Source organism: Snodgrassella sp. ESL0323 (assembly GCF_013346865.1).
Taxonomy (GTDB): domain Bacteria; phylum Pseudomonadota; class Gammaproteobacteria; order Burkholderiales; family Neisseriaceae; genus Snodgrassella; species Snodgrassella alvi.
Genome location: NZ_JAAEDT010000011.1, coordinates 73,368 through 86,263 on the forward strand (window position 1 = coordinate 73,368; position 12,896 = coordinate 86,263).

At 30.7% G+C, this 12,896-nt stretch carries 15 protein-coding genes; 12 read left to right on the top strand and 3 right to left on the bottom strand.

Going from position 1 to position 12,896, the window contains the following annotated elements:
* Nucleotides 1-256 precede the first annotated feature (256 nt).
* The 12 genes from GY065_RS02460 to GY065_RS02515 all read left to right on the top strand — a co-directional run bounded on the left by GY065_RS02460 (nucleotide 257) and on the right by GY065_RS02515 (nucleotide 9,412).
* Nucleotides 257-658, top strand: coding sequence for a hypothetical protein (locus GY065_RS02460; RefSeq protein WP_100116810.1), 402 nt, complete (start codon nucleotides 257-259; stop codon nucleotides 656-658).
* Between the two features lie 785 nt (nucleotides 659-1,443).
* The gene (locus tag GY065_RS02465; protein WP_174832963.1) at nucleotides 1,444-1,815 is read left to right on the top strand and encodes a hypothetical protein; all 372 of its coding nucleotides are present in this window, start codon (nucleotides 1,444-1,446) and stop codon (nucleotides 1,813-1,815) included.
* A 47-nt stretch (nucleotides 1,816-1,862) separates the two neighbouring features.
* Nucleotides 1,863-2,174: a hypothetical protein gene (locus GY065_RS02470; RefSeq protein ID WP_025330097.1), complete on the top strand. Its 312-nt coding sequence runs from the start codon at nucleotides 1,863-1,865 to the stop codon at nucleotides 2,172-2,174.
* Nucleotides 2,175-2,589: 415 nt separating this feature from the next.
* Nucleotides 2,590-3,531 (top strand): HEAT repeat domain-containing protein, encoded by a 942-nt coding sequence (locus GY065_RS02475; RefSeq protein WP_174832964.1) that lies wholly within the window; start codon nucleotides 2,590-2,592, stop codon nucleotides 3,529-3,531.
* A 101-nt stretch (nucleotides 3,532-3,632) separates the two neighbouring features.
* On the top strand, nucleotides 3,633-4,487 hold the full coding sequence (locus GY065_RS02480) for a HEAT repeat domain-containing protein (protein WP_174832965.1): 855 nt from the start codon (nucleotides 3,633-3,635) through the stop codon (nucleotides 4,485-4,487).
* 387 nt (nucleotides 4,488-4,874) lie between these two features.
* Nucleotides 4,875-5,276 carry a hypothetical protein gene (locus tag GY065_RS02485; protein ID WP_084584857.1) on the top strand — a complete coding sequence of 134 codons (402 nt, stop codon included), beginning with the start codon at nucleotides 4,875-4,877 and terminating at the stop codon, nucleotides 5,274-5,276.
* A 233-nt stretch (nucleotides 5,277-5,509) separates the two neighbouring features.
* Nucleotides 5,510-6,022 carry a hypothetical protein gene (locus GY065_RS02490; RefSeq protein WP_174832966.1) on the top strand — a complete coding sequence of 171 codons (513 nt, stop codon included), beginning with the start codon at nucleotides 5,510-5,512 and terminating at the stop codon, nucleotides 6,020-6,022.
* Nucleotides 6,023-6,135: 113 nt separating this feature from the next.
* Nucleotides 6,136-6,771: a hypothetical protein gene (locus tag GY065_RS02495; RefSeq protein ID WP_174832967.1), complete on the top strand. Its 636-nt coding sequence runs from the start codon at nucleotides 6,136-6,138 to the stop codon at nucleotides 6,769-6,771.
* A 598-nt stretch (nucleotides 6,772-7,369) separates the two neighbouring features.
* Entirely contained in the window at nucleotides 7,370-7,627 is a 258-nt protein-coding gene (locus tag GY065_RS02500) for a hypothetical protein (protein WP_174832968.1), read from the top strand.
* A gap of 32 nt (nucleotides 7,628-7,659) precedes the next feature.
* Nucleotides 7,660-7,878 (top strand): hypothetical protein, encoded by a 219-nt coding sequence (locus tag GY065_RS02505; RefSeq protein WP_078474196.1) that lies wholly within the window; start codon nucleotides 7,660-7,662, stop codon nucleotides 7,876-7,878.
* A 359-nt stretch (nucleotides 7,879-8,237) separates the two neighbouring features.
* Complete coding sequence (locus tag GY065_RS02510) at nucleotides 8,238-8,642, top strand: DUF4279 domain-containing protein (protein ID WP_174832969.1); 405 nt, start codon at nucleotides 8,238-8,240, stop codon at nucleotides 8,640-8,642.
* A gap of 170 nt (nucleotides 8,643-8,812) precedes the next feature.
* Nucleotides 8,813-9,412, top strand: coding sequence for a hypothetical protein (locus GY065_RS02515; protein ID WP_174832970.1), 600 nt, complete (start codon nucleotides 8,813-8,815; stop codon nucleotides 9,410-9,412).
* A gap of 51 nt (nucleotides 9,413-9,463) precedes the next feature.
* Here GY065_RS02515 and GY065_RS02520 read toward each other — a convergent pair whose 3' ends face one another.
* From GY065_RS02520 to GY065_RS02530, 3 genes are all read right to left on the bottom strand, one after another.
* Nucleotides 9,464-10,027, bottom strand: coding sequence for an RNA 2'-phosphotransferase (locus GY065_RS02520; protein WP_174832971.1), 564 nt, complete (start codon nucleotides 10,025-10,027; stop codon nucleotides 9,464-9,466).
* A 447-nt stretch (nucleotides 10,028-10,474) separates the two neighbouring features.
* Nucleotides 10,475-11,509, bottom strand: coding sequence for an NAD(P)-dependent alcohol dehydrogenase (locus tag GY065_RS02525; protein WP_174832972.1), 1,035 nt, complete (start codon nucleotides 11,507-11,509; stop codon nucleotides 10,475-10,477).
* A gap of 574 nt (nucleotides 11,510-12,083) precedes the next feature.
* The gene (locus GY065_RS02530) at nucleotides 12,084-12,833 is read right to left on the bottom strand and encodes an amino acid ABC transporter permease (protein ID WP_037475657.1); all 750 of its coding nucleotides are present in this window, start codon (nucleotides 12,831-12,833) and stop codon (nucleotides 12,084-12,086) included.
* Nucleotides 12,834-12,896 lie beyond the last annotated feature (63 nt).

The following is a 12,896-nucleotide window of genomic DNA, read 5'->3' on the forward strand; positions in this document are numbered from 1 at the left end:
ATTTGAATATGTAAGTAACCAAAAAATTGAAATAAGTGATATGAACAGTCAGAATTAAAAACCGGATTATCTATTTTTTGTAAATTTATGGTGCAAAACCAATATCAAAGACATCAGTAAAGTAGGTAAAAATTGAAAAAAATTTGCCGGAAAATGATTTAAATAAAATACTAAAATTAAGTTAATTGAAATGGTAAAATAATAAATTAGTGATATTTAATAAACATTTTTTATAGAAAATACAGGGTTAAAAGATATGAAACAAATTGACGATTTTGGGTTGGGAACAATAGAGTTTGTAAACTATGGTTGTGATTTATTATTACAATTAACAAGTGTCTACCATGAAGGCGCAGAAATGGGAAAAGTTATATGTAAGGATGTTAAGTTTATTTCTTTTTCGAATTTTGATTTAGAAAAGGATGAGGGATTTGGGTGTCGTTATATTCCATCAATGTTTATTAAAAAATTAGACAATATTAGGTTAGAAGAGCCCTTTAAAACAGGACGTTCTGTAATTTATACTGATATTGCTGAAGAAAAAATAGCCGCTTATGAAATTAATTTGGAGACTGGGGATTTTGAAGGAAGAATTATTTGTTTAGAAATCATATTGGATATTAAAGATAAATATAAAAATATACTTATTGAAGTGTAAGGTTAAACTTTTATGGATTTAGAATTTTTTGGTTTGAAAATCATGACTTAATAGTTAATCTAAACATAATTACTCAATCAATAATATAAAATATTTTCCCACCGTGTAAAATGGTGGGAAAAATTTTTATATTAGGAAATAGTAATATACAACCTTTATAAACAAAATTTTCAATGAGGAAAGGAGAAATATAAATGTCTAATTTATTATACAAAAAACTCGTTTATCTAAAAATACCTTTTAAAACACCTTAGCTGTAGTTACAACATTAGTAATTATCTGAATAGGATTAGCAATGATTCTGTAATGAATAGGTATGCTCTATAAGCTATGTGATGAGTATAGACAGAATGATGTTATCAACAGCCGATAATCGAAATTTAAATGCTATATCATCAAAGCTAAACAGTAACAAAATATAAAGCTCGAAAATTATGAAACGTGTTGTATTTGAAAACGGTAAACTGAATGCCATTATCGAAATACCAGAAATCTGTAGTTTCAGAGACAATAAAATGATATAAACTTAATTATTGTAAATGACTGCTGAAATTAAAATGGACAAACAGAGCGATATGATCTAATTTGATTACCAAAGTATATAAATACCTAAGGCTAAGTGAGTGTGAATCTCTCAGGATAAGAAATCCAAATGCCAAAATGTTTAATATACAAGAGATTTTATAGCTATAAAATATATTCTGTTATAGGCAAAATACCAAAATTAATGAGATTGGGAAAAAATAGTATTACATTAATCAATGCAACCATAATGGTGTAAATATATGTGGAAAAATATAAGCAACAAAGAATGCTTTAAACAATATGATGTAGAAAAGGTAGTTGCAGAATTTATGATTTCAATGCCGATATTACCAAATGGAAAATTGAAAATTAGAATTATTGACTTTGCGGAACAGTTTGATAAATCATTAAAAAGATATTTGGGTAGTACTAATATACTGATTATAAAAAAATATGTTTCTAACGGGGAAATTCTGGATGGAGCGGCTTTAGGTCCAGTTGAAGACGGAGAAACTATTGAAGAAGCATTGGAAAATACTATTCGAGGTTTTTTCGAGAGAATGAAAGAGTGCAATCTGGAAAGCTTAACTGATGAAGATATAGAATATGATGACTACTGTATAAATATGTAATATTCAAATGAGATAAATTATTATATTATAAAGATAGGAGATATTCTATGTGGCGCCAAATAAATTTTAAAAATGTAAAAATAGAAAAACTGGTCGGCGAATTTGGTTTTTGGGTGGATATTAATTATCCCTTCAATAGGATGACGATTAGGATATATGAAAATGCAGAAGGTGAATTCAGGGGGTGCACAAGTCTGGCTTTTAAATTTACAGACACAGGTAAATTTGAAAACAATTTAGGTAACGGAACCAGCCTAGAGGAAACACTAAATAATGTAATAATGAAATTTGACTCGCTTGTAAAAGAAGTGGGTCATGACAATCTTGAATGTAAACCTGTAGATTGGCATATTTTTTAATGGGAATTAAGAAAAAAAATCTCTGTGAAAACGGAGATTTTTTTGCTGCTAATTTGCTGAAAAAATTTATACTAATCAGAGAGGAAATTAAATGGGATATTTACCATTGGCATTTTAGTGGTTTATTGATACATAAGTTTTATAAAAAAATGAAGAAAAGATTTAAAATAACTCGTTATATTTATATAACATTTATTAAACTGTCTTAGAACAAGTTTTTGATACCGAGATGGAAAAACCGATAAAAGACAATTTGATGGAGTTGTAAGGTGATCGAATTTCAGATTGGAAAATGTATCAGTAATGTTAATCAACCCAGGTATAATTATGAATTACCGGCTAAATTTTATGAAAAATACAGAAAATTAGAAATTTAAGAGTCTAAAAATAAAGATGAAAAAACAGGAGTAATGTAATGGTGATATCAGATCCTGAAATGAAAACAATAGCCAAAAAGAAACAAAATGCTGAGGCTATAAAAAGCAATAGAATATCGAAATATGATAAAAATCAAGAAGATTTTGAATTTCAGTATTGGGAGCAATGTCGTCATTTGTCTGAAAAAGAATTAGTTGCTTTACTTAGCCATGATAATTTCAGCTTAAGTTTAGAGGCTGCAAAAGCATTACTGTTAATAGGAGGAAGTAAAGTTATTAAACTTGCTCAAGCAGATAGTTATAATAATAGCTATAAACGCAGAGCCCTGGCTGCTTTTATTTTAGGACAAATCAGGCTAAACACTAAAGAAGAAAAAAATTCTTTGAAAATACTATATGATTTAGCTTTAAATGATCAGTCTGCTATCGTGCGTTCTTACGTGGTATTATCTTTTGGCCAACGATGTAAGGGTATTAAAAATAAAAACTTAGATTCTTTATTAGCCCTTGCTCAAAAGACCATTCTGGATAAATCTTTCAAGGTAAGAGCGAATACTGCCATTGCTTTATCCATGTTTGATTATGAAGTATCAATTCCATTACTGATTAAGCTTTTAAAAGATACTCACAGTGAGGTAAAAAACTGGGCGGCATTTGCAGTGAATGTAAATGGCTATGATACACCGGAAATCCGAAATTGTTTTGTCTTATTATTGAAAGAAAATAATTTTGATGTTCGATATGAGGCAATAACTGGTTTAGCAAAGAGGCTTAATAAAAGTGTTGCTCAGCTTATAATTCAAGAATTAAGTGAAGATAAGATAGATGATAGAATGATAGAACTAATAAGCTACTTAAGAGATGTTTCGTTATTACCTGTGCTTTATCAGATAAAAGATAAATTTGGCTCATCCAAAAAATTAAATATGTGTATAGAAAATTTAGAGAAATTAAAAGTCAAAACAAAATTTACCCAATAGAAGTTTTTTATGGCTTGAAGAGCAATAGCGGAGAGTAAATTCTCTGAAAAATGCAGGTAGTAGAAAATTGAGAACTGATAATGACATAAAAAAGTGGAGGTATGATGATGGTAAGATCAGCATATGATAAAAAAAAGGATGATATTCACTTTGAGTATTGGCAACGATGCAGGTATTTACCTGAAGATAAATTAATAGCTTTACTTGATCATGATAATTTTGAATTAAGCTTAGAAGCTGCAGCATCATTGCAGTTAAGGGGTGGAAGTAAAATTATCCGGCTTGCTCAAATGGATAGTTTTAGTAATCGTTATAAACGCAGAGCCCTGGCTGCTTTTATTTTAGGACAAATCAAGTTAAACACTAAAGAAGAAAAAATATCTTTGAAAATATTGTATGATTTAGCTTTGAATGATCAATCTGCTATCGTACGCTCTTATGCGGTATCATCTTTTGGTCATCGCTGCGAAAAAGCTAAAAAGAAATACGCAGACACTTTATTATCCCTTGCTCAAAGTACCGTACTGGATAAATCTGTCATGGTGAGAGTAAGTACAGCTTTTGCTTTATCCGTATTTAAAAATAGAGCATCAATACCATTACTGATTAAACTTTTAAAAGATACTCATAGTGAAGTAAAAAATTGGGCGGCATTCGCGGTGAATGTAAATAACTATGACACACCGGAGATTCGTAATTGCTTTGTATTATTATTAGATGAAAAAAACTTTGAAGCTCGATTTGAAGCAATAATTGGTTTAGCAAAGAGGCAAGATAAGCGTGTTACTCAGATACTAATTCATGAATTAAGTCAGGAAAGAATATATGATGAAATGGTTGAGGTTACAGCATATCTGGGAGATGTTTCTTTATTACCAACTCTTTATCAAGTAAAAGATAAATTTGGTACATTCAAAGAATTAAACACTTCAATTAAAGTGTTGGAACATTTATAGTCAAAACTATAGATTTTTGAAATTAGATAAGATAGGTTAATGCTCAATATAATAACAATAAATTAATAAAATATGTAATAAAAAAATAAGGTAAATCAATAGAAATGTATTTAGAAGTAGCGAACCGGAAGCAAATAGTTTGATCCTCTGGATACTGATTTTCCGGATATGTATTACTAATATGGTATCTGGCTCTATCAACTACTTTTAATTGTAACTATGCTTGATAAGCAAGGGGAATCAGATAAACTTAGTAGATAAACATAGGTAGTGAGGTCTGAATGAAAAAATATTAAGTAACTAATAATTGATATGTTTAGTAATTTGTAATTATAATAGCTGCAAATTAATCAGGTTAATGTTTATTTCAATAAATTTTAATATAATATGGTAATTTTTTTTATTATTCTCTTTATTTTTTCTATATTGGTTTCTATTTATATAGATAGAAGTCATAAAAAAAAATATTTAGAGAATTTAAAAAATACTAGAAAATATTTGGACGATGAAGAAATTTTGAATTTATATCATGACAGTGAATTCTCTGAAACCAGTATTTTGGAACTATGGCATGAAGTTGCCAATAATTTTGACGTTCCCTCAGGTTATTTGAGACCAGAAGATGAGCTGGCGGATATGGGTATAATAAATTTTACAGAAGATCACCCTAAGCTAGAAGATATAACAGATATTGCAATAGAAAGAATGAAAGCGTTGAATAAACCAATTAATTTACAGGATATTTCAACACTTGATGATTATATAAGAGCATTAGCTGTTAAAAAGTAGATAAATTATTCAATTTGAATATTAGGTAATCTTATTGTACTTCTAAATAGAAAATATCGGATAGAAATCAGCAGAAATTATTTTTTATAAGATTAATGAAATAATTTTGACTTATAATTTCAGGCATTATTAAATGCCAATTTATAAATTAAAAAAACATTGAAGATTCTAAAAAAAAATGATACTAATGTATGGGTAAATAAAATTACGCATTAATTTTACATTAGACTAATATGGAAAGCGGATTAAGAAAAGGTTATTTGGCAAGAAATGATTATTTCATTGTTACTCTTACAGGATTTATATACAGACTAGATACATGGGAATCATATACACATTGTACAGAAATTCTATTTGCAAATTTAGAGAAAAAAGATAACTCTGCTTTAGATATAAAGTTTAAACATTTTTCTGAACTAGCTAAAAAATTTATTTCCCGACTAGATCAACCTGAAGACTGGAAACGACCTTATCGTTATTGTGTGGCTCGATATGCCAGACAGATTTTAAAGGATGATATTTTTAGTGAAACTCTACATTATAACAAAGATATAAATGATAGATATATATATCGCTACACAATGATTTCACGTTTAAAGGAAACTGCATTAATCAAAAGATTAAACCTATTAACATATGAAGAAAAAAAACAGTTGTTTATACTAAAGGATTGGGAAAAAAAGCATATCGTTATGAGGACATATTTTATGGGGTCTCTTGTCGTTCATGTATCTATATGTTTTTAAATGATAAAGAATTATTTGAAAGAGATTATAAGCGTTATGAAGCAGAGTTCGAGAGATTTAGCAAAGAAATTGAATTGTTTAGATGAATATTATTTAAAATAAGCTGATATTTTATGAATAAAATAGAAAATAAATTTATAGGATTATGTCTGGCAAAAAATAATTATTTTGCAGCTACTATTTGCCGTTTGGAAGAAATAGAAGGTTATGCTAATGTATATGTAATGGTGAATAGAAAAGATACATGGGAATCTTATAAATCCTTTAGTATTCAAAGTATGTTCTCTGATTTAGAGGGGAAACAATGGTATGAAGCCGCAGAGAAATTTATTGCTCAGTTAGAAAAACCTGAAGACTGGAAAAAACCACATCGATTTTGTTTAGCCCGCTATGCCAGACAAATGATAGCTGATAATATTTTTCATAAAAATTTAGCTTATTTTAGAGAGGTAGATAATATAACCAGATATATATGGCATTATAATATGGACTCCCGTTCACAGGAAGTTATATTGATTAGAAATTTAAATTTATTATCAGCTGAAGAGACAAAGCAGTTATTTATACTTAAAGAGTGGGAGAAGCAGGCGTCTTCCTATCAGGATATACATAGTGCGCTTTATGGTCGAAAATATCTGTATAAACGCATATATAATAGAAATAAATTTAAAGACTACTATGAGAAATATAACAATGAATTAAAAAATTTTATCGCTGAAAACAAAGACAATATTATTGGAAAATCTTAAAATTCATTGTATTTAACATAGATGACAAGGTATTCGAAATGATTATCAGATATACCATTATTCTATAAAATATACTTAAAAAGATTATGGTGAAAATTTATAATAAAAATAGATAAGCTTGTCAAAGTCATATCCCGATGATGCTTTTGTAAGCTAAAAAGTAAAAGAAAGCGTGTAAAAATAAAAGCATTGAACAAAAATTTTTACTTACTAATTGAGATTAGTAATCCTCAGAATCCATATTGTGAAGATAAAAATAAATATAAACCTATTGTGAGGTAAGGATTAATGATAAATTATTACTTAGGACATAATTGATGATGTACTTAGTTGGCCTGGAAGAAAACTTCATCTGTATATGATGCACTTGAGCAGATTGTTTTGCGTATACTTTTGGATTATTATGATAAAAATTTTGTTCTTATAAAAGAAATAGAGGATGTCATAGTAAGCTTAGTCAATTAAAAAATCTTTTAGAGGGTGAAGGGTTAAACCCAAAAAGAAATAAACAGAAAGTAATTAAATTAAAAATTATAGATTGATGTTGATATATTTACTTATATTTTATATATTAGAAATATAAAAAAAGGATATAAAGATGCAGACTTTATTTTGTTTAGGTTATGTTACTTATTCATATCATGGAAACAAGAAAATTTCACAGGCGTCACCGAATTCTGACGATTTTGATGGTGAAGCAGAACAAATATTAGGTATTTATAGTACTTATGAGATAGCTTTAGAAAGAAAAAAAATTTTTTCAAAAATCTATTATGTAAGTAATTTGAAGAGATTAGATATTTATGAAATTTATTTAGATCAGGATGAATGGCGTGAAGGATTTGTCACTATATAAACAGGTACAAAAAAACTAAGCTGGGAGTTAATATGACGGAAACAAAAGTATATGTTTTGATTCATGCTAAGGAAACAAAGCAAAGTGGGATAAGTGAATTTGGAATTGGAACTTTTTCTTCTTTGGAAAGAGCAATTGAGGAAAAAAAGAAACGGGAGAATGTCTTAGGTTTTAAAGATTATCCTGAAGGATTCAGAGTAGAGGTGTTTGTAATTGATAAAGATATTTGTCAAGAAATCATATATCTGTAGGCAAAAATTTATCCTATAAAATGATGGTAATATGCAGCTTCAAAAAATCTTTTAACGTTAAGCAATAAAAAGATGATAATGAAGCTGCATTAGATTTAGCTAAACTATATAATAGGATAGTAGAAAAGAACATATGAAGAATGAAAATATTATTTAATTGAATTTTAAATAATATAATTGTCATTATATATTCTTTAAAACTAGCATTACTTTTTAAAAACTGATTTAAAAAGAAGATTGAAAAAATTAGTATAGCCTAGGAAAACCAGCAAAAGGTGATTCCATAAATTTTTAAAAACTGTTTCTTACAGAAATAAAATTTAATCTGGAAAATAAAGTACTATTTATAAGAGAGTAAAATGTTACAAACTGAAGTGACTATAGAATTTATCATATGTGGCCCCAACTTTAATCCAAGTAGTGTAACCAAATTACTAGGAATTTCGCCTACAAAATATACTATCAGGGGAAGTATGAAAAATTGCAAATACAGCCCGGCTATAGAAACCACCTGGTGTTTACAGCATTGTATAAATTCACTAAATGATCTGGATCATCAAGTACGTCAGATAATTGATAGGATTGAAAACAAACTAAATATATTATTAAAATTTAAAGAAGAGAATGATATAGATTTTGTATTCACAATTTATGGTCATGTATATAAGAATGAAAAGCGATCAGACATATATTTGAAAAAAAATACGTTAGATTTCATAGCTGATTTAGGTAGTAAATTAACGATAGATATCGAATTTTGGTAAATAGATATACCAATATATATAAATTATCTAATAAAGAGTTAACTCTATTGAAAAGACAGATTTTGTAAACTCTTTATTTTTAATTAAAGTATGTTTTTTGTATAATAAAGTATAATACAATGTTGATTACACAAAAAAGTAATTGTTAATTTATGAGGAGTAATAAAGAAATGAGTGCCTTTGATGAAGAGATTGAAATTGAAATTGATGAGATAACCAAAAAAAGTAATAATTTTGGATATGATTTAAAACATTATTTAGATAGTCTTCCAGAAAAACAACTAAGAAGAGCTATATATATTTTATCAAAATTTTATTATAAAGATGTTTCATCAGAAGAGATATTTAAATTTATAGTTTATATGTTTTCTGATGATAAAATTATATCCCAAGTTACTTTTGAAGATTTTATTTTTACTGTCATAGTAGAGCTAGACACAGAGAATTTTAATAGTGTTCAAAAATATAAATTGAAAAAAATAGTAATGGAGAAAATGGAGATTCTATGCAAAAATTCCGTTAACCCTTATAATATGAACACTTTATTAAATCATTTATTTAGTAAGCAAGATTTGATGGATTATATTGCAGATCTAATTGAAAAATTAAATAGAATTAATTCTGATTTTATTACATCATTTTTCTCTACCTTATTTTATAATGACTATAAAGAAGTTATTCAGTATATTTCGTCGATTATCAATAGTAATAAGTTAGTAAATAAACTATCTGATGAGGAGTTAACTCTATTGAAAAGACAAATTTTGTAAACTCTTCGTTTTTAATAAAATATTGTTTTTAAATATTTATAATTTATTTGCTCATTCATATGGTTGTAAATATTGTGTTGGTATGGTTTGAACCAGCCATACTCCGTTTTCCGCCAGATAGAATTGATATCCTGCCTGATACATTATTAAGGCGTGTATTTGCAGCACAATAGGGTTGCCATGACGTGTGCCGACTTTTATCGCAGTATTCACATCAGCTGACAGATGTACATAATGGCGGCTCCCTGCGATTAATCCTTGCTGTTTGATTGAATCCATAAATCTTGTGGCTGTACCATGATATAAAAACTCTGGCGGTTTTTGCGCATTATGACTGATATGGACCTGATCAGTTGAATGTCCTTGTGCTGCACGAATTTTTAAGCCATCTTCAGATATGGTAAATCGTTTTTTATCACTTGTTTTAACAACCACCTCGATAATATCTCTGGTGAGTTGTTCTCCATGCAGGTTTGCCTGTTTGATTAAGTATTCTATATTTACCCATCCCTGCTGATCTAAGGTGATATCTATTGTTTCCGGCTTATGTCTCAGAATATAGCTTAGGAATTTACTGGTTTTGATAATTTTCTCTGGCATTAATTTCGTATTCATATGTTCTATATTGTATTAATTTGAAACCATAGTTTATTAAGTTAAGTATTAGTTCATTGGTGTTGTGTTGGCTGATTTTAATATAGTGAATGTATATTAAAAACGAGAAATAGTATATGTTAAAAACATAAGATTGGTTGAAGAATAGTTGGTTATACCGAAAAATTTTTGAAAATTCAGAGGATTAATTTTTTACTAGAAGGATAACTTAAAGTATTAATGGAAGTGATGCGGTAAAAAATATATAAAGTCAGTAAAATTGTTAATGAGAATGGGTTATTGCGAAACAGATTTTCTTTTTAAGTTTGGTCTGCGTTGATACAACAGCCACCGGATGGTTTTTTTATTGATGATAGTAATTAATTGTTTATCCCTCAAGATAACGTGAATTTTATAGAATCAGGCTGTGGTTATACATATTGCTCAGCCTGATTCTATTAGGAAAGATTAAGGTATTAGTACTGCACGGCCATTAATCTCTCCTTTAATCAGTTTATCGTATACTTCCAGAGCCTGTGAAAGGGGGTAGGTGGTGTATTCGATATTTATAATACCTTTTCTTTTCATGTCCAGCACTTCCATCAGTTCAACCCGTGAACCCCAATAGGGTGTACAAAGCGATGCTCCCCATGGCTGATTCATGCAGTGCCAGTCAAGTTTGCCGCCACCCAGACCAACTACTGTCCAGTCGCCGTTTAATCCGACTGTTTGTGCGCCCAAAGTCAGAGTTGGCTTATTGCCAACAAAATCAAGTACGACGGCACATTTCTTCACACCGGTAATACGGGTAATTTCTTCGACAATGCTACCGATATCGCGGTCGGTACGTATTACATAATCCGCACCATATTTTTTGGCCAGTTCCAGTTTTTCATCATTGATATCACCGGCAATAATGGTGGCTGAATATAGCTGTTTCAGGATTTGTACAGCCATATGTCCTAAACCACCTATGCCGATTACGAGAACAAAAGCAGACGGTGTTATTTTGCTGGCAGAACGTTTAATTGCATGATAGGGGGTTAAGGCTGCATCGGAAAGAGGGGCTACTTCTTCCGGGTGCAGGTCATGCAAAGGTACGAGTAAACGGCTGGAAGGAACAATCATGTATTCAGCCATGCCGCCATTGGTACCCAGTCCACCGCCGAGGATCGGAGATTCCGACTGATGCTCACAGTAGTTTTCCATAGATTGCTGACAAGGCTGGCAATGTCCGCAACCCCATGGTCCGTATACCATGACTGCATCGCCTACTTTAAAATCGGTTACTCCTTCGCCCAGTTCTTCAACCCATCCGGCATTTTCATGTCCAAGGGTAAATGCAGGAGCACCTGCAGGGATACCACTTTCGATCAGGTGTATATCTGAGTGGCAAACGCCAGCAGCACCGATTTTAATCAGTATTTCACCGGCTTTGGGTTTTGGTTTTTCGATTTCATCTATGCGGATATCGTGTTGTGCATGTAATCTGACAGCTTTCATGTTTTTCTCTTTTTCTGTTGATAAGATAAATATATAAGTTAATAGTTAATCAATTTGTTTAATTTGTGTCAAGTTATTATTTTTCATTATAAATTTTGTTTGTTTTAATGGTTTTGTTTTTTTATGTTATTTTTAAATTAAATTTATATTTTTCTGCTGATTTATCTGATTTTTTTATTCCGGGTTTTGTTTAAATCTATAGTACAGATTTCTAAAATGTAAATAAAGCTGTATGAATTAGGATATTTTTGATATCTGTCTCTTGATTAGTTTCATATTAAAACTAATCGATAACTGACTGGTGTTATTTATGATGCTTAATATTTGATAGTAGGTTCAGAAAGATATTTTTCAGCATTGGCTTTGCAATTTTAAATAGCTGGTCTGCAATAATATTGATTGGGCCGGAAAACCATATGGTGATAAATGTAACTGATTTGACTCTGGTATCAGTAAGGCTATAAACCGGCTTGTACATTGGTGTTATGAGGTTGAATTTTGCTATTTTATAAAATGAAACAGGACGGCTGATTTTTAGCCGTCCTGTTCTCATGTTATTGATATTTGTCTAAACTCAGTGCTGATAACCTTTATTGTATTTTTTCTCCAGCCATGAGAAGAACCAGCTTAAGGCGATGGTCATTATTAGATAAATTATGGCAATCGTGTATAGCGGTGTCTCGTAATTGAGATAACGTCCGGCTGCGGCATGTGCGGCAAAAGCTAGTTCGACTACGGCGATGGAGGATAAAAGTGAGCTGTCTTTAAGTAGGGTAATAAATTCGTTACCAATCGGAGGCAGCATACGGCGGATAGCCTGTGGCAGAATGACATAGCGCATGGCCTGTGTGTAGCTCAGACCAAGAGAGCGGGAAGCTTCGAATTGCCCGCGGTCTATTGACTGAATGCCTGCACGGAAAATCTCGGTAATGTAAGCTCCTGAATTAACTGAAAGTGCGAGTACGCCGGCTATCAGTGCACCGTAGTTGCGGCGCAGTTCGACAGCCAGATCGCCACTGATAATCAGACCGTCAGCAGGGTTGATGAGTAGTGGAAACCAGACAAAATACCAGATGAAAATCTGTACAAACAGGGGTGTGCCGCGGAAAATGGTTACATAGAGCAGGGAAATCTGGCGCAATGACCATACGAAAGCACGCATGGGCAGCCCGCCTTTTTCAATGCGGATAATGCGTGCAAGGGCAAAAATCAGACCGAGAAGTGTGCCCATAAATGTGGAAATCAGGGTGACGCCGAGTGTTGTAAGCGCACCGTAATAAAACATTTCACGGTATTCGTAGATGATGTCAAAACGAAAGGCCATTGTGTTACCTAATAAATTTTCTGATGTGTTGCTGGCTATTGATAGCCTTAGCTTCAGGTTGGC